Genomic DNA, 17622 nt, shown 5'->3' with positions numbered 1-17622 from the left:
ATGGACGAGTTATCTGGAACGCTTTAGCAGACGGAAAAATGGTATCCAGAATTGACGCCCGGCAATGATCAGGGCGGTCAAGCTGGTCATTACTCCCAGTACTTGTGTGTGAGGATATCGGTCTTCGTGAAACGCCAGTGCGACCGTCGCTAATGTTAATAAGAGAATACTCGCAAATTTCCAGCCATGTGCCTCAAATGTTTTGCAATGGCTTTCCAGATAGCTACAGAAAACAGCCATCACAATGCCGGCACCACCACCGGTTAAAATATCGACCGGCCAATGTGCACCAACCATGACACGGCTGAGTGCAGCCAAAACACCCGCGATCATGATAAACACGATTAACGCAGGTCGCAGCGTATTTAATGCAAGTAAGGTGGCGCAGCTGAGCGCTGTGAAGGCGTGACCTGAAGGAAAACTCTCATTCTTCAGGGCCGGACCAATCAGGTTAAAGCTACTCGCTTCTAATACAGCTGGCGGTCGTGGCAGATTAAGACTTTGTTTAAAAATATGAACGGTGATACCGCCAATAATGAGTAACAACAAAGACTGAGTCAGCAATCTCGGACGATAAACCGCAACCGCCAGCAGCAGCGCAATGGCCCACAAGGTATCTGCCATCAGCGTCAGGTTGGTCCAGATGGCAGGGTGCAAAGCCGAGCCCGCGACGTTCCAGCTGAGAAATATTGCCTTGTTCGAATCGGTGGCTGCAATGAAAGCGGCCGCAATGAACATCACTGCGGCAATTGCAAGCAAAGCCGGTTTTAGCAACATGATTCTATTGTGCATGGATGGCATCTGATGCATTTTCTCCCGCTGCTCGGCGTCGAATAATCATGATCGGACCTGATTGGAACAGCACGTCGATATCTCCAGTGTCTCTCAAACGGTCTTCGCGGGCGTAACCGATTTCACCGGGTTTCAGTCGGCGGCGTTCAGTCCACTTATCGAGGTAAACGTTAAAACTCGGCATATCGATGGATTGAGTAACAATCGGCTGTTCCAGTGTTTTAGCAAACTGAGCTGCCTCCCACACAGGTCGCTGTTGGGCTTCGCTGATAGCGGGTACAAACACAAACCAGACAAAGGCCGATTGCAGCGCGCCGGTTAGTACCAGTGAGAACCACGGACTGATGCGCGGCCATAAGATCAGAGCTGCGGATATGATCCAGGTGAGCGTGGCGAGAATGGCGAAATCCTGATTGATATATTCTGCAGCGCGATTGGCTGCTGCAATTTCAATCGGATTGGTCAAACCATCGATAATCGTTGGTATCAACAATGGCAATGCAGCAAACAGTGCAAACAGTAGTGACGGGAAGATCAGCGTCAGAATGCGGCTTTTCAGCCAATGACGATAACGTGCCATCAGGATAACCAGTGGCGTGACACCGTACAAAATGTAGTGGGGTAATTTGGTGCTGGCGACACTGAACAGTACCAGAACCACTAAAAACCAAATCCATAAATAACGATTTAATAAGTCGGCATTTTCACCGTTATGCGGACGAATGGTTCGAAGGCTTGGCACGATTCGCACCAGCAATGCACCAAAGGGAGCGAGGATAAAGGGCAGTAACAGCAGGTAGAAAAAAGGTCCGCCATCATGACCCTCCATCGCATTGTTAAATCGGTTGACGTTATGCTTAAGGATAAAACCGTCGATAAATGCCTGGCCTTGTGCCATATACTCGAGAACGTACCAGGGTGCTGCAATCAGTAAGAACAGAATCCATCCCGGGAAAAAGAAAATCGCCTTAACAAAGGCATCCCGCATCCCTGACCAGAGGAAGAAGATTGCGGAAACCATAAATGGTATTGCCACAGCAACCGGGCCCTTGGTCAACATACCTAATCCCATCAGAGCGTATATGATCAAGAGCAGCTTATTTGACGGCTCAATCGTGTAGCGATACATGCACAACATGGTGGTCGCCAGTATAACGTTTAAAACGGCGTCTGCTGTTGCTACATGGGCAATCATATTAATGCCCAGTGCCGCTGCTGCTATTAACGCTGCAGTAACGGCAATTTCCTGATTCAGAAAACGGCGACAAAAATAAAAAATTGCCAACGACCAACCAACCCCAGCCAGTGCTGAGGGCAGACGAAATGCCCAGACTTCATTGCCGAATATGGCGATGGAAGTTGCCTGGAGCCAATAGATAAAAATCGGTTTATCAAAGCGTACCCGATCGTTGAGATAAGTCGTGATAAAATCACCACGTTCAAACATTCCCCGGGTTGCTTCGCTGAAAGCCCCTTCGTCGTGATCGAACAGCAGGTAGCCGCCCAGATTCATAAAAAAGAATGCAATCAGTGCGGCAACCAACCAATAAGGGACAGAGAGGTTTCGCATGGATCAGCTGTTTTCCGTGTTGCTGTCTGTTGCGGGTACGGATGGTTGTTTCATTTCTGTCGCGTCCTCGCGATAAGTTTCTTCCTCGTCATTCTCTGTGCTACGGTTATAAATCACGTATTGCTGACGTTGGGAGGATTCAAAGTAGGTGCGCGATATCAGTTCCGACAGGACCCCGGTGGTCAGGAATTGCAGTGCAGCAATGACACAGACAACCGAAATCAGAAACAGCGGACGAGTACCTATGTCTTCACCGAGGAAGATTTTCAGGAAGCCCAGATAAGCCAGCAGTATTCCGCCAACGGAACCCAGCGCTAAACCGATCGATCCGAAGAAATGACCCGGACGCGCGCGATAGCGCATAAAGAAATATACCGACAGCAGATCAAGAATAACTCGGAAGGTACGCGAAATACCGTATTTTGATTCACCCGCGACGCGAGCGTTGTGTTTTACCACAATTTCGCCGATGCGGCTTGGTGGTACAACGGCGGCAACCCAGGCGGGAATAAAGCGATGCATCTCGCCGTACAAACGAACCTGTTTAATAACCGCGGATTTGTAGATCTTTAATGAGCAACCGTAGTCATTGATGCGCACCCCCGTGATTTTGCCAATCAGACGGTTAGCGATACGGGATGGGATTTTGCGCAGGACAAGGTCATCTTTACGGTTTTTCCGCCACCCGGTTAACAGGTCAAGATCGTTTTCAATCAGGTGGTCAACCATGCGCGGAATGTCGGCTGGATCATTCTGTAAGTCGCCGTCTAATGTGGCAATAAGCTCACCACGGGCTTCATCAATACCAGCTTGCATCGCAGCGGTCTGGCCGAAGTTGCGACGTAGCTCAATCACACGAACGTGAGTACCGTACTTTTCCGTTTCTTTATGCAGGGCTTGTGGAGTGCCGTCAGTACTGCCGTCGTCAACGACAAGTAGTTCCCATGCTCCCTGATAGTCGGCCAGCCCCTCGTGAACACGAGCAACCATAGGAGAAACGTTGTCAATTTCGTTGAACATGGGGATGACAACGGATAAGGAGGGGGTTGTTGCCTCAGTCAAGGTAGATACCACTCTGTACCGATAATTATAAAAAGTGTTGGGATAATACCCAAAAGCCTGAGCAGTGAAAACTAAAGTCGTGTCAATGCCAGGCCTGGAAGGACTGTCGTATGGCAGCGGCGTACTTTAATGCTCAGCTGGTTGATTATTTGTTGCACGTATCGTGAGTAAAGCAATCAGACTCGTCAGGATGAAAGTACTGCCAAGTACAAATAAGTGCAGGTTTACTGCCGCCGCCAGTGCGGCCGACTTATCCAGGCCCCATGGGATTAATCCGGCGACAACGCCGGCTTCATAGGTCCCTGCGCCAGCCAGCCCGTTAATCGGTAATACGCTGGAGAACTCTCCGGCAGTCGCACCAATCCAGCTTTGGTTGAATGGCATCGGCAAAAATTGTTGCAATAACCAGGCGTACACTGCGAGTTTCAGTGCCCAATTAATCAGAGTCCAGAAAAGGGCGCGAACAAACGGCCATGGGGACTTAGGCAATGCATGCATCAGTTCCGCTATTTTATCTGACCATTCACCTTGGTGTTGATTCAGTAACGTTTCTACATGGTTTTGCAGGGGTAAGACAATCAAGGGTGTCAGCAGCAAGGCGCCGCTGATGAGCCAGCGGGCTGTCTCGCTGAGTGGCAGCAAACTTTGCAGTGATACCACCGCCAATATCAATAGGGCGTACAAATCGAGCAATCTTAGCCACAGTAATGCTGGTGCGCTGTGGCGATAAGGTAAGTCGAATTGCTGCTTCATGAGCAGCGGAAATGCGGTTTCACCACTGCGCATTGGCAGCAGGTTATTGAAGAAGTTGTGTAAAACGGTAATACGCATCAACGGTGTGAAATGGCCACGACAATACCGATAGAAAAAATCATAAAACCGAACAGCGCGTAACGCATAACTAACCAGCATTAACAGCACTGCAATCGCTAAGTCTTGTGCAGGAATCAGCTGCCAGCTACTTAATATCGAATGCCAGCCAAAACTGTTTTCGACCAGAATAATCAGACCGACCAGCAGAACCACACCGGCCCAGAATTTCCATGACTTTAACAATTGTTCCCCGACCTGCTCATCGTCCAGATTAAGAGGGCGGATGGTTGCGGTTGGCGGTGGTAAAGTCAAGTTTGAATAACGGACGAAATCACGTAAAGTTCGCCTTCAACGTGATAGGCAGCCGGAGCAATGGTCTGCTGTGATTCAGATGAGACGTGTGCCTTGAAAGTATTAGTAGTCAAAACTTCCTCTCTGGGAGATGTATTTCACACCTTGCCAGCGATCGAAGATGCCTGGCAAAGCTTGCCGGATGTTGAGTTTCACTGGCTGGTGGAAGAAGGATTTGCTGATATACCAACCTGGCATCCGGCGGTTAAGCGGGTCATTCCTGTGGCGTGGCGTCGCTGGCGCAAGAATCTGTTTAATAAGCAGAACCGCCATGAAATGAGCGTGTTTCGTCAGCAGTTGAAAAGTGAAGAATATGACATCGTACTCGATGCTCAGGGACTTATAAAAAGTGCGATATTCACACGTTTGGCGAAGGGACCGCGCTATGGTCTGGACAAGAACTCATGCCGTGAACCATTAGCCGCCCGCGCATATCAGTATCCGCAACTCATTGCTAAGGGACAGCATGCAATTCCCCGGGTACGCCAGTTGTTTGCTCAGGTGCTTGGTTATGAAGTGCCAGCTTCGTTATCGTATGGTGTTGATCGGGGTCGTTGGCAGAGACCGAATGTTGAAGGGGATTATTGGGTATTCCTACATGGAACCACATGGATCACCAAGTTATGGCCAGAGCAATACTGGGGGCAGCTGGCTAACATGGTCACCGGTACTGGCAGACAGGTTATGCTTCCTTGGGGGAACGAGGAAGAGAAGCAGCGCGCAGAGCGCATTGCTGATTGTATTGATGGTGTATCGGTGTTGCCCAAAATGGGATTAAACGATCTGAATGCGTACCTGGCTTACGCTCAGGCGGTCGTCGGGGTCGATACCGGTTTGTCTCACGTGGTGGCGGCACTTGAGGTGCCTTCTGTGGCGATCTATGGTGCGACCTCCGCAACCCTGACCGGTGTGCTCGGTCCACAAGTGGAGGTCATGAAAAGTGAGCTTAGCTGTGCACCATGCCTGTCAAAAAAATGTTTATTGAATGACTTGGGTGACATTCAGCCGGCTTGTTATCGCGAGGTTTCACCGCAGAGAGTGTTTGATTATCTGCAGGCGGTGATCAGCTAAGATTTTATACTGGCACGATTTTTCCCTTACGCTCCAACATCCTGATGCAGATTATTTCGGGGGGTTGGTTGATGAAAGCGGTCAATAAGCACACTCTATCGAATAAGGTGCCGGCCTAATTAGCCGGCTTTCGTTTTTGTGGTTTACGCATTGTTTTGTCAGAGGCCTTCTGCATCGGGCTATCAACCTGACGCTTGGTTGCGCCAGACTTTTTCCAGGGCGATTTTCCGCTCTCTGACGTTCCTGGCGTTTTTGTAGCGGAGCGGTTTTTAGAGCCGGAGCGCGCTTGACTGGCACTGGTTTTGCCCGATTTTCCTTGTGCATGATGCCTTTTTTCACCGCTGCGTTGACCGTCTTTGTGGTCAGGGTGAATCTTGGCTTTCTTCGGCTTTTTGGGTTTCTTGGGTTTTGCGCGCAATACCGATGGCGGAACTTCATGAACCGGTTCAAAACCTGGAATGTAATCACGCTCCAATAGTTTACCAATGAGATTTTCAACTTGAGACAGCTCTTTGAATTCGTCGGCAGAAACCAGTGATACAGCATTGCCAGCTGCCCCTGCACGGCCTGTGCGGCCAATACGGTGAACGTAATCTTCAGCAACGTTCGGTAGGTCAAAATTGACGACCTGAGGTAGCTGATCAATATCGATACCGCGAGCAGCAATGTCAGTTGCAATGAGTGCGCGAATTTCACCGGATTTGAATTCAGCCAGTGCCCGGGTGCGAGCCCCCTGGCTTTTGTTACCATGAATGGCGGCCGCTTTAATCTTCTTTTCGTCCAGGTATTTGGTCAGCCGGTTAGCACCGTGTTTGGTGCGGCAAAACACCAGAACCTGTTTCCAGTTATTCTCTTTGATCAAGTGCGCCAACAGTGCAGATTTCTGTTTCTTATCAACCGGGTGAATACACTGATCGACCCGCTTCGCCGTGCTGTTTGGTGGTGTCACAGAGATTTCGATAGGGTTGTTGGTCAAGCGTTTCGCCAGCTCTTTAATCTCGTCGGAAAAGGTGGCAGAAAACAGCAGGTTCTGACGCTCTTTAGGCAGGATGTTGAGAATTTTTTTGATATCGTGGATAAAGCCCATATCTAACATGCGATCGGCTTCATCCAATACCAGCACCTCTAACTGTTTAAACCGCACGGCGTTTTGCTGATACAAATCGAGCAATCGTCCGGGGGTTGCAACAAGCACATCGGCGCCGCGGCGCATGCGCAGCATTTGTGGATTAATCTTAACGCCACCAAATACAACCGCTGAGGTGAGAGGTAGATGCTCTGAGTAGGCGCGGACGTTGTCACCTACCTGGGCTGCCAGCTCACGGGTTGGGGTAATAATCAGAGCGCGAACCTGATTCGCCCGGGCACGCTCTCCAGTGCTGAGTTTTTCCAGGATTGGCAGGGTGAATCCAGCGGTTTTTCCGGTGCCGGTCTGTGCCGCTGCCATTACGTCTTGGCCGGTTAACACGGCTGGGATCGCTTTTTCCTGAATTGGAGAAGGCTTGTCGTAACCTTGTTCGGCTACGGCTTCAAGAATGGCAGGTGATAATCCCAGTTCGGTAAATGACATAGTTGTTCTCAGGTGGCGTGATTGTCGATTGGTAGGCTGTGGCAGCGATTTTTTCGCCTTGAGCTGATATCGCAATGTTCGGAGGGTGTAAAAAATGACGGCGGAGTATAGCGTTTTTTGTTGTCAAAAACGATGGTGTTGGTGCTATTGCCTGGCTTGAGTGGAACTATTTATTACTGTGCTGCAATCGATACTCTCCGGGAGTGATCCCTGTCCAGGTTTTAAAGCGACGATGAAAAGAGCGGGCTTCACTAAAGCCTAGCTTCAATGCGATATCGTTAATTGGCATCTCACTGCTGGTCAACCATTCGCTTGCCGTTTCCTGCCTGAGATCGTCCAGGAGTTGCTGGTAGCCTGTGCCTGCATCCTGCAACCGGCGTTGCAGTGTGCGCTCGGTAATGCCGAGTTGCTCGGCTACTTTTTCCCGGCGTGGAATGCCTTCGTCCATAAGGGTTCGCAGCAGAGTACGAGTTTGCATCACAATCGGGTGGCGCTCCTGAATTTCCGACATAACTGAGCTGGCTTGCTGTTCAAGATTACTCAGTAAAAGAGGATCTGGTTGGCGCAGTGGAGTATCGAGAATCTGTTCTGGGAAAATCAGCGCACTTTTGCCAGCGTTGAACTCCAGTGGGCAGCCAAATATCGCTTCATAATCAGGAAGCAAGCCAGCATCCGGAGCGGGACGCTCGAATAAAACTGCTTCGGGTTTTCCCTCCTCCAGGTCTGCCAGCCATCGGGCAAAAAGCAACCAGGAGCCCAATACGTTATCAATCATGTGTGGACGGACAACCGGGTCATCGTATTGACATACCCAGCGCATGGCGAGGTGAGGACCGTGTTTTTCTATCTTGGTGATTCCCATATCACCAACAATGGCCTCGTATTCCGGGGTGAGGTGAAGCGCCTCGCGGGCGGTGCGGGAATTCATAGCCATGTAACCCACGAGGCTGTAGGAACCTGGCTGGACGTAGTGGGCACTTTTCAGACCAAATAGTGGGTCTTTGGTTTGCTCTATCAGCCAGCGGATCAAGTTCTGGAATGCTCGCCCTTTCACGCGGGCAACCGAGTTATCCATAATGCCCAGCGGCAGGTCGGCAGCATTCAGTGCATCTTCTGCCTGAATGTCGTAATCCTGGGCAGCACGCAGGTATTGCCGAATTGCATTCGCCGAAGCGGTACCAAGAGAATCCGTATCAATCATGGCTGGCTGAATTTACTACTTTTTCTGTCCCATTGGGTCAGTGATTGTCGCACCAAACGCTTTATAGTGAATAACATAAACTGGAATCTGTCCTGGGCGCCCGGCAATGAAGCTCACAGTGTAACCGCGTCTCCGGTCAGGGTCTAATGGGTTAATCGCATTTCTGTTGTGAATTAGCTCAATACTACTCAACTATTGGGTCTGGTCACTGCTTGGCTGGGCTGTCGCAAAATAATAAAGGTGGAAGCATGGGTCGTCGTTGGAATGGCTGGGGTGATGAAAATTACACCAAAGAGGTATCGGATCATGGTCGTAAACTGATTCACTCTATCATTGGTAAGCCGGAAGCCCTGCCGTCAGCAACCCTTGACGAAGTAAAAGCCAAGGTGCCTGCTTCCCGTCTACCGCAACATCCACTGATCATGACCGCGGCAGAAGACCGTGTTCGTCATGCTCGTGGTCAGAGCTTTCCGGATTGGCTGGCAATGCACAGTGGCGATTTTGGGCAATTCCCTGACGGTGTCGCCTATCCGGAAACCAGTGCACAAGTACGCGAATTATTGGATTTTGCAGTACAAAACGACTTTGAAGTAATCCCTTATGGTGGTGGTACCTCTGTTGCTGGCCATATCACTCCAGGAGCAAGTGAGCGTGCCATTCTGACGATTGATATGGGTCGAATGAATCAGCTTATGGACCTGAATGAAGAAAGTCAGATCGCCACCTTCGGAGCTGGCACGCCCGGTCCGCTGGTTGAATCTCAGTTGCGTGCACGGGGCTATACGCTGGGGCATTATCCACAGTCCTGGGAGCTGGCAACCGTGGGAGGATGGATTGCTTCCCGCTCTTCTGGCCAGCAATCTCTGCGTTACGGTCGGATCGAGCAGATGTTTGCCGGCGGTCGCATGGAAACGTTACACGGGTCCCTGGACATTCCCACAATTCCGGCATCATCGGCCGGTCCTGATCTGCGTGAAGTCACCATGGGAACTGAAGGCCGCATGGGGATCTTTACCGAGGTTAAGGTGCGTGTCAGTCGTTTAGCGGAAGAAGAGAAATTTTTCGTCTACTTTATGCCTAACTGGGATGCAGCCAAGGATGCCGTTCGTGAATTGGTACAGCAGCGTGTGCCGATGTCGATGATGCGTGTTTCTAACGCAAAAGAATCAAAAGCGCACACCCACCTGGGGACGAAAGAGTCGCAATTTAAAGCGCTGGACAAATTCCTGCGCTTCCGGGGCATGGGTGACGAGCGATGCATGCTGACGTTTGGTGTGACTGGTAGCAAGTACCAAAATAAAACGTCTTTGAAGCAAATTCGCAAGGTACTGAAGTCGAACGGCGGTGTTGGTGGTGTTGTCGCTAATATCATGGGTACCATCTGGGCGGAAGGTCGTTTCAAATTCCCGTACCTGCGCGAAACCACCTGGGAAGAAGGTATTGCCATTGACACGCTTGAGACCTCAACAGATTGGGATAATGTCGACACGCTGTTAAACGCCATGGAGTCGTCGTTGGAGCAGGCGCTGCAAGACGAGAACGAAGAGGTCATGGTGTTTACTCACTTGTCCCACTTGTACGGTCAGGGTTGCAGTATCTACACCACTTATTTCTTCCGTTGCGCTGACAGCTATGAGCAAACCTATAAGCGCTGGCAGAAACTGAAAGCAAGTGCCTCTGAAGTGATTGCCAATAGCCGCGCAACAATTTCTCACCAACACGGTGTTGGTAAAGATCACGCTCCTTATCTGGAAGCGGAAAAAGGAAAGTTAGGAATGCGCATTCTGCAAACCCTAACAGAAGATTTTGATCCGGATCAGCGACTGAATCCGGGGACTCTGCTGGAGAAAGGCAAGTCTTACAAATAACGGAATGGCTGGGTTCTCACCTCGTCGTACGCTGGCGGTGGCATCGGTTTAAATCTGCTAAGACAGATGATGTGGCTTAATGCGTTATCACAGCCCGGCCTGGAATTTCCAGTGCCGGGCTACTTTGTGAAACAGGAATGAAATCGAATATGTGGCAAGAAGCATGGCAGGCAGGTAACCGAGATCGCCTGTTAAACAGTCTGAAAAATGAATCTCAGCATTGGGATGTGATCATCGCCGGTGGCGGTATTACCGGTGCCGGAATTGCTCGTGAAGCGGCCCGTCGAGGTCTAAAAACCCTTTTGTTGGAGCGTCAGGATTTTGCCTGGGGAACTTCAAGTCGGTCCTCGAAAATGGTTCACGGCGGTTTACGTTACATCGCTGCCGGTGATGTAAAAACGACCATGCATTCGGTCCAGGAACGCGAGCGGCTAATGGTCGAGGCGCCGGGTTTGGTGGATCAGATGGCGTATATGATGGCGCACTATAAAGGTGGCTTTCCGGGACCATTTGTTTTCAATACGCTTCTGCGCGTTTATGATTTTTTTGCCGGTCGTCGCTATCGCAAGTTTTTCACAACGGACAATGTTGGATTTTTAAGTCCGAACATCAATGACAATAATCTGATTGGTGGCACACAGTTTGCCGATGCTGTAACGGATGATTCCCGTTTAGTGGTGCGCGTATTGCGTGAGGCACAAAAGGACGGTGCAGAAGCGATCAACTACGTGGGTGTAAAAAGTCTGTTGAAGGACGGTGATCGCGTTGTTGGTGCTGTGCTGGAAGACGCCCTAACCGGTGAAACCTACGATGTTAAATCGGATGCTGTTATTAACGCTACCGGTGCATGGGCAGATGAACTACGCGCCGAAATGACCGATGAAAAAAATATTCGCCCGGCACGTGGCTCTCATATTGTGGTTCCTTACTGGCGCCTGCCGGTTTCTCAGTCTTATACAGCGATGCACCCGGAAGACAAGCGTCCGATTTTCATTTTCCCCTGGGAAGGTCGAACCGTTGTTGGGACTACGGATCTGGATAACAACGGCATCGATAACACCGAAGCCAGTATGACCCGTGAGGAACTCGAATATTTATTAAAGGTGGCACGCCATCAGTTTCCTAAAGCGGATCTGAAAGAGGATGATATTATTTCCAGCTGGGCTGGGGTGCGACCGTTGGTTTCCTCTGGTGCTCTGAATCCATCCAAAGAAAAGCGCGATCACAGTGTGTGGGATGACAACGGCCTGGTATCCGTTTCTGGTGGTAAATTAACGACGTTTCGCTTAATTGCACTGGACGCATTAAACACCGCAAAAAAATACATCAAAAACTACAATGATGGCGAATTTGGTGCGCAAATCTTTACCAAGCATGAGCCTACATTAAAACAGTTTGCTGCATTACCGTCTTATATACAGAAGCGCCTTAAGGGTCACTATGGAATGGATATTGACGCATTGCTGATGTGTGCACGAGATGGCGAGATGGAGGTCATTCCGGGTGCTCGTGCTGTATGGGCAGAATTACGTTGGGCTGCTGCAAATGAAGCGGTTGTTCATTTGGATGATTTATTATTGCGTCGTACCCGAATTGGTTTGTTGATCGAACAGGGTGGATTAATTTTTGAAGATAAAATCCGTGCAATCTGTGCCGAAGAATTAGGTTGGACCGAACAACAATGGGCTGAAGAAAAGCTTCGTTATCAGTCAATCTGGGATAAGCACTACGGCATTCCGGCCTGAGTTAGTGCAGTACTCGGTAACCTGAGCACTGTTTTCAGGTTGCCGTAAAAAAATACAATAATATTCAAAGGAAAGCTTTGTGAGCGATCAGCCTTATTTATTATCCATTGATAACGGAACTCAGAGTGTTCGGGTATTGGCATTCGATCTGAATGGTAATGAAGTTGCCAAAAGCAAAGTTAATCTGGAAGCTTATGTCTCAGAAAATCCAGGGTGGGCAGAGCAGGATGCAGAATATTATTGGCAGTCGCTGACGAAGGCGTTCGAGAATTTCTGGGCAAAAGGAACGGTTAAGCCGGAACAGGTTCGTGGTGTCTCACTGACGACTCAGCGCTATACCATGATTAACCTTGATGAACATAAAAAGCCATTGCGTCCGGCTATCGTTTGGATGGATCAGCGCAAAGCTGAGCCAGAAAAACCCTTATCTGGCCCTCTGGGGTTTGCCATTAAAATGCTTGGTCTCAGTAACCTGATTGATGAGCTGCGATCAAAGGCGCGCTGTAATTGGTTGCTTCAGAACGAACCAGAGGTTTGGCAGAAGACGAAGCATTATGTCAATTTGTCGGGTTATTTAACGCTGCAGTTAACCGGTGAGCTAAAAGACTCTGCAGGTTCGATTGTTGGATATTTACCTTACGATTATAAACGTCAGGATTGGGCGAAAAAATCAGATCTGAAATGGAAGTTGCTGGCTGCCCGTCGTGAAATGATGCCGGATTTGGTTAAGCCAGGCGAAACATTGGGGCATATCTCGGCGGCTGCTGCTGAAGTAACGGGACTACCTGCTGGTCTGCCGATGATCGCAGCAGCATCTGATAAAGCCTGTGAAGTATTAGGCGCTGGTGGCTCCGACCCACACATCGGTTGTTTAAGTTACGGAACCACTGCAACCATTAATACCACGACGCCTAAATACATCGAAACGATTCCGTTTATCCCACCTTATACTGCCGCGATTCCCGGACACTACAATACCGAGATGATGGTGTATCGAGGCTTTTGGATGGTGAGCTGGTTTAAGGAAGAATTTGCTCATTATGAGCAACGGAAAGCCAAGGAAATGGGTCTTGAGGCTGAGCAGTTATTCGATGATTTACTGAATCAGGTACCTGCCGGTTCGATGGGACTGATGATGCAGCCTTATTGGTCACCGGGGGTTCGCCAGCCAGGCCCGGAAGGCAAGGGCTCCCTGATTGGTTTTGGTGATGTTCACAAGCGTGCTCATATTTATCGTGCCATTCTTGAGGGGCTGGCTTACGAGTTACGCCAGGGTAAAGAACAGATCGAAAAACGCAGTCGCACTCCGATCACTCGTTTACGCGTGTCAGGTGGTGGCTCTCAGTCAGATGCTGCAATGCAGTTAACGGCTGATATTTTCGGTATGCCAGCGGAGCGTCCGCATACGTTTGAGGCATCTGGCCTTGGGGCAGCTATTAATTGTGCCGTTGGTCTGGGTATTTACCCGGACTACCGCAGTGCGATTGATAATATGACCCATAAGGGGGATGTGTTTGAGCCTCATTTGCCAACGGTTAAGTTGTACGACCGCCTCTATAAAGAGGTGTATCAAAAGATGTACACACGCATGAAGCCTCTGTACCAATCTATCCGAGAAATCACAGGCTATCCTAAGTAGCGGAGTGATAAAAATCAGGCGTTAAGCCTGATTTTTCGTCGATAACATCAGGTCGCGCGTGGCATGAAGGGCACTCTGATAACTGTGGGTAATATCGCCGACCTCCAGTTTCAATTCGTCCAATTGCTTAAAGCTGGCGCTTTCCCAGTTCGCTCGCTCCATTTCTTCCACCAAGTTGAGAATCTGTCCGTATTTTCCTTGATGACAGATAAGAGCGTTGCTCAGCTCAGTTGGTAACTTCAAGCGCTCGCATACCTCCTCCATTGATATGTCGAGAAATGCATCCAGCAACGAGAATAAGCCAAGAGTGAACGCGGTATTGCAGTCGAGAGCTGTTTGTCTGGTCGCCAGCTCTTGCGTCAGAAAGCCGCGCAGAACAGCTTGCTCGCGCAATACTTCGGGTTTTTCTGACAGCTGTCCAAGTGATAATACGATTGCCCAGGTTTTAATTTTATCCAGTCCAACCAGCATCAATGCCTGTTGAATGGAGGTGACCTCTGTCGCACAGGCAACGGCGGCTGAATTGACCAGCTGCAGCAGTCGAAAGCTCAGTTGTGGTTCGGTCTGCAGGGTTTTCGTTATATCAGCAATTTCGGCATCTGGGTTGTTCAATTGTTTGAGAAGCTGAAGGACTGATATTTTATTATCGGGCAAGCGCCTGCCGTACATAATGGTTGGTTTCGCGAAAAAATAGCCCTGAAACAGGGTGCATCCAGCCTCTCTGCAGACCTCGTACTCTTCGGGGCTTTCTACTTTTTCTGCCAGCCATGTCAGCCATGGGCGCTGATAGGACTTAATCATTGGAAATAATTGTTGAATATCCGGCAGGCGCAATATATCGACCTTTACTATGTCTACATAAGGCAATAAGCGAATCTGGTTGGGCTCCGCGGTAAAGTCATCCAGTGCAACCTGATAATTCATCCGCCTTAGCCGCTCTATTGCCTGGATCGTATCCTCATCGGCTGATACGTATTCAAGCACCTCAGCGACCAGCATATTGCTGGAGACCACCGGCGGATTAAAAAGCCAGTTGCGGGTGAAGTTTACGAAAGCGGGTAATCCACCTGTTACTTTCTCGAATCCAAGTTCCTGGTAGGCACCGATCATGACTTCACTGGTAGCGTGGTCACCCTGACTTTCCTGCCAGCTGGCGTCATCGCGGGGATGAGGACGGCACAGAAGCTCGTAGCCAATTACCTGCAGGTTGAGATCCAGGATGGGTTGTCGCGCCAGTAGCGGCAGACCGATATCAGACATCTTATTATTCTCTGTAAACCTGCTGATAGTGTAGCCGCTATTTCCATGCGTTTTTGATGAGCTTGGCTACACTTTGTTAAAGAAAGGTTATTGGAGTGTAATATGAGCGGTGTTCTGAGTGCGGTTGACGCCCGTACCAAGTTGGTAGGACAAAACCGGCTTGAATTGTTGTTGTTTCATCTGGGTGGATCACAGCAGTTTGCGATTAACGTATTCAAGGTACAGGAGGTAATGCGCTTACCGCCGCTGACTGAAATCCCGGATCGCCATCCGGTGGTTCGTGGTGTAACGCATTTGCGCGGTCAAACAGTGCCTGTGGTTGATTTGCGTAACGCTATTCAGATGGGACCGCTCCGTACTCCAGATGAGGACGCCACGATTATTGTGACCGAATACAACATGACGGTGCAGGCTTTCTTGGTGGGTGGCGTTGATCGTATTGTTAATATGAACTGGAACGAAATACTTCCGCCTCCGGGTGGAGCTGGGCGACAGCATTATTTAACGGCGATTACCCGGATTGACGACCGGATTGTAGAAATTATCGATGTTGAGAAAGTGCTTGCTGAAATAGCACCTTACAATATGCAGCTGTCTGAGGATGTTTATGATCAGGAATTATTGGCGCGTATTAAAGGTAAGAAGATTCTTATTGTCGACGATTCTTCTGTGGCACTTCAGCAGATGAGATCAGTACTTGATCCGATGGGACTGAACGTCATTCAAGCCAATAATGGTCTTGAAGCCTACCAATTGCTAACGCACTGGAAGGAAGAAGGCTGGGATATCAACGATGAACTGGTGATGATTATTACGGATGCAGAGATGCCAGAGATGGATGGCTATATGCTGACTACTGAAATTCGTCGAGATCCGGAGCTGAAAGATACCTTTATTATTTTGCACACATCTTTGTCGGGTAATTTCAACAGAGCCATGGTGGATAAGGTCGGTTGTAATGGTTTCTTGTCGAAATTCGCGCCCGAAATTATGGCAAAAGAAGTTCAACGTCTGATGCGTGAAAAGTTGAAGATGCCGCCCTTAGAATAACGATCCTTCCTTATGGCATAATGGCCTGAACTGTATATGAGGCTATTATGCATATTTCCCGGCTGTTTATTTATCCTGTCAAATCCTGCGCGCCAGTTGAAGTCGATCGACTGCATTTTGACCAATACGGCCCGGTCGGGGATCGTCGTTTTATGGTGGTCAGCCCTGAGGGTAGATTCTTAACTCAACGACAGCTGCCTCAAATGGCATTTATAAGGCCTTCTCTGACAGTTGCTGACTCCCATAAGATTGAAACGCTGACGTTGTCGGCCGGAGATGTTAGTCCTCTGCATATATCGCTGACTGCGTTGGATAACATTGAGCTAACCGTAACCGTCTGGAAGGATTCGTTGGCTGCAACAGATTGTGGTGATGTCGCGGCTGAGTGGCTGTCGTCGTTGCTTGGTAAGCCTTGCCGCCTGGTTATGTTGCAAGAGGGGAGTCAGCGTCAGGTGAGTTTAAAGCGGGCAAAGCCTGGTCGATTTGTTGGCTTTGCTGACGGCTATCCGTTGTTGGTGACTACCCAGGCCAGCATCGATTATATCTCGGCACAGGTAGGCCGTGAGATCGCGATAGAACGGTTTCGCCCTAATGTGCTGGTCGCTGGAGATTTTGCCGCTTTTTCTGAGCTTAAATGGCAAGCAATTGAATGTGCTGAAGGTCGGGTGGAATTAGTAAAGCCTTGTGAGCGCTGCGTTATTCCGACTCGTGACCTGGAAACTCAGCAACGTGAGGCGGATGTGCTGGAAGCGCTGAAACAGCATTGTCGTGTAGATGGAAAAATTATATTTGGACAAAACGGGATTGATCACGGCTTGGCAGAAATCCGTGTTGGAGACACGTTAACAGCGGTTTAAAACAGCTCTATTTCATCATCTGTTCCGAACGATTCATCCTGGCCTTGTTCGAAATGGTGACGGTAAATTTCCAGTGCCTCGGCAACGGAGTGACCAGCCATAATGTGCTCGAACATAATGCGTTCGGCCTCCATGGTGTAGTTGCCCTTGATGTGACTCTGCAGTGAGCGCCAAGACTCGATATGGTAACGCTGTGTTGCGTCATTCATCAGGTGGCCCATGCGCTCCAGGCTGTCACCTACATGTTCAAGGCGCTGTGTTAGGCGATCATAAAACTGGAATGCAATTACCGCTTGCTGGATCTCACTATTTATCTCATTGGCAATTCCCTGAATCTGGGTGGGACTTGAATCATTGCCGTTCTGGCTGATTTCCAAAATTTTATGAGTGTTGTCAGCCATTGCGGTAAAGTTCTCAGTCAACTGACTCACTGACTGATTGCCTTCCTGCAGGGAGGTGTCAATTTGAGCAATTGCTAATGCCAGCATTGCAAGTGTTTCACTGATCTGGCTCCAGTCTGGCTCACCCTGAGCCGCTACCGAGGTTCCACCCAGAGTGTGGCGTTGTGCAAAACTCATACGTCTCTTTCCCAATTGACTGCCTTTAGCATAGATGATCGTCGGGTAAGTGCGAGCCTCATTTCCAGTGGCGTGATTATTCATTTAGGTATTTGCAGATTTTAGGTGCCGAGAATAAATCCAGTATGTGACCGGCGCCGGAGCATTGGATGAATACGCCGGTTGCGACATGTGGCGGCACAGGGGTTTGGGGGT

14 protein-coding genes are annotated in these 17622 nt (G+C 49.5%); 6 read left to right on the top strand and 8 right to left on the bottom strand.

Features of this window, described 5'->3' with window-relative positions; translation table 11 throughout:
- Positions 1 to 9 precede the first annotated feature (9 nt).
- From MK185_06130 to MK185_06115, 4 genes are all read right to left on the bottom strand, one after another.
- Positions 10 to 792: a phosphatase PAP2 family protein gene (locus MK185_06130; GenBank protein MCH2040194.1), complete on the bottom strand. Its 783-nt coding sequence runs from the start codon at positions 790 to 792 to the stop codon at positions 10 to 12.
- On the bottom strand, positions 782 to 2362 hold the full coding sequence (locus MK185_06125) for a glycosyltransferase family 39 protein (protein MCH2040193.1): 1581 nt from the start codon (positions 2360 to 2362) through the stop codon (positions 782 to 784). The genes MK185_06130 and MK185_06125 overlap by 11 nt, the downstream gene beginning before the upstream one ends.
- Positions 2363 to 2365: 3 nt before the next feature.
- Positions 2366 to 3424, bottom strand: coding sequence for a glycosyltransferase family 2 protein (locus MK185_06120; GenBank protein ID MCH2040192.1), 1059 nt, complete (start codon positions 3422 to 3424; stop codon positions 2366 to 2368).
- Positions 3425 to 3550: 126 nt separating this feature from the next.
- Positions 3551 to 4549: a flippase-like domain-containing protein gene (locus MK185_06115; GenBank protein MCH2040191.1), complete on the bottom strand. Its 999-nt coding sequence runs from the start codon at positions 4547 to 4549 to the stop codon at positions 3551 to 3553.
- 93 nt (positions 4550 to 4642) lie between these two features.
- Here MK185_06115 and waaC point away from each other — a divergent pair, with 93 nt between their 5' ends.
- The gene (gene waaC / locus MK185_06110; GenBank protein ID MCH2040190.1) at positions 4643 to 5659 is read left to right on the top strand and encodes a lipopolysaccharide heptosyltransferase I; all 1017 of its coding nucleotides are present in this window, start codon (positions 4643 to 4645) and stop codon (positions 5657 to 5659) included.
- A gap of 115 nt (positions 5660 to 5774) precedes the next feature.
- On the opposite strand, the gene MK185_06105 is transcribed toward waaC, so the two are convergent.
- Positions 5775 to 7229 carry a DEAD/DEAH box helicase gene (locus MK185_06105; GenBank protein ID MCH2040189.1) on the bottom strand — a complete coding sequence of 485 codons (1455 nt, stop codon included), beginning with the start codon at positions 7227 to 7229 and terminating at the stop codon, positions 5775 to 5777.
- 166 nt (positions 7230 to 7395) lie between these two features.
- Complete coding sequence (locus MK185_06100; GenBank protein ID MCH2040188.1) at positions 7396 to 8430, bottom strand: AraC family transcriptional regulator; 1035 nt, start codon at positions 8428 to 8430, stop codon at positions 7396 to 7398.
- Between the two features lie 248 nt (positions 8431 to 8678).
- Here MK185_06100 and MK185_06095 point away from each other — a divergent pair, with 248 nt between their 5' ends.
- The 3 genes from MK185_06095 to MK185_06085 all read left to right on the top strand — a co-directional run bounded on the left by MK185_06095 (position 8679) and on the right by MK185_06085 (position 13682).
- Entirely contained in the window at positions 8679 to 10298 is a 1620-nt protein-coding gene (locus tag MK185_06095; protein ID MCH2040187.1) for an FAD-binding oxidoreductase, read from the top strand.
- Between the two features lie 149 nt (positions 10299 to 10447).
- Entirely contained in the window at positions 10448 to 12043 is a 1596-nt protein-coding gene (locus MK185_06090) for a glycerol-3-phosphate dehydrogenase/oxidase (GenBank protein ID MCH2040186.1), read from the top strand.
- 79 nt (positions 12044 to 12122) lie between these two features.
- Positions 12123 to 13682 carry an FGGY-family carbohydrate kinase gene (locus MK185_06085; protein MCH2040185.1) on the top strand — a complete coding sequence of 520 codons (1560 nt, stop codon included), beginning with the start codon at positions 12123 to 12125 and terminating at the stop codon, positions 13680 to 13682.
- A gap of 21 nt (positions 13683 to 13703) precedes the next feature.
- Here the strand turns inward: MK185_06085 and MK185_06080 are convergent, their stop codons facing one another.
- Positions 13704 to 14942 (bottom strand): HDOD domain-containing protein, encoded by a 1239-nt coding sequence (locus MK185_06080; protein MCH2040184.1) that lies wholly within the window; start codon positions 14940 to 14942, stop codon positions 13704 to 13706.
- A 102-nt stretch (positions 14943 to 15044) separates the two neighbouring features.
- Between MK185_06080 and MK185_06075 the strand changes: the two genes are divergently transcribed.
- Both MK185_06075 and MK185_06070 read left to right on the top strand, forming a co-directional pair.
- Positions 15045 to 15992 carry a chemotaxis protein CheV gene (locus tag MK185_06075; protein MCH2040183.1) on the top strand — a complete coding sequence of 316 codons (948 nt, stop codon included), beginning with the start codon at positions 15045 to 15047 and terminating at the stop codon, positions 15990 to 15992.
- A 47-nt stretch (positions 15993 to 16039) separates the two neighbouring features.
- On the top strand, positions 16040 to 16849 hold the full coding sequence (locus tag MK185_06070) for an MOSC N-terminal beta barrel domain-containing protein (GenBank protein MCH2040182.1): 810 nt from the start codon (positions 16040 to 16042) through the stop codon (positions 16847 to 16849).
- On the opposite strand, the gene MK185_06065 is transcribed toward MK185_06070, so the two are convergent.
- A complete protein-coding gene (locus MK185_06065) occupies positions 16846 to 17427 on the bottom strand; it encodes a hypothetical protein (GenBank protein MCH2040181.1) in 582 nt (193 codons plus the stop codon). The two genes, MK185_06070 and MK185_06065, sit on opposite strands and share 4 nt — an antisense overlap.
- Positions 17428 to 17622: the final 195 nt, after the last annotated feature.

The organism is Saccharospirillaceae bacterium, from assembly GCA_022448365.1.
Classification (GTDB): Bacteria; Pseudomonadota; Gammaproteobacteria; order Pseudomonadales; family Oceanobacteraceae; genus Bacterioplanoides.
This window is presented reverse-complemented; position numbering and strand designations above follow the sequence as displayed.

Coding starts and splice junctions, on each gene's coding strand:
- MK185_06130 (MCH2040194.1), bottom strand. CDS start 792: ATGCACAATAGAATCATGTTGCTAAAACCGGCTTTGCTTGCAATTGCC.
- MK185_06125 (MCH2040193.1), bottom strand. CDS start 2,362: ATGCGAAACCTCTCTGTCCCTTATTGGTTGGTTGCCGCACTGATTGCA.
- MK185_06105 (MCH2040189.1), bottom strand. CDS start 7,229: ATGTCATTTACCGAACTGGGATTATCACCTGCCATTCTTGAAGCCGTA.
- MK185_06100 (MCH2040188.1), bottom strand. CDS start 8,430: ATGATTGATACGGATTCTCTTGGTACCGCTTCGGCGAATGCAATTCGG.
- MK185_06095 (MCH2040187.1), top strand. CDS start 8,679: ATGGGTCGTCGTTGGAATGGCTGGGGTGATGAAAATTACACCAAAGAG.
- MK185_06090 (MCH2040186.1), top strand. CDS start 10,448: ATGTGGCAAGAAGCATGGCAGGCAGGTAACCGAGATCGCCTGTTAAAC.
- MK185_06080 (MCH2040184.1), bottom strand. CDS start 14,942: ATGTCTGATATCGGTCTGCCGCTACTGGCGCGACAACCCATCCTGGAT.
- MK185_06075 (MCH2040183.1), top strand. CDS start 15,045: ATGAGCGGTGTTCTGAGTGCGGTTGACGCCCGTACCAAGTTGGTAGGA.
- MK185_06070 (MCH2040182.1), top strand. CDS start 16,040: ATGCATATTTCCCGGCTGTTTATTTATCCTGTCAAATCCTGCGCGCCA.
- MK185_06065 (MCH2040181.1), bottom strand. CDS start 17,427: ATGAGTTTTGCACAACGCCACACTCTGGGTGGAACCTCGGTAGCGGCT.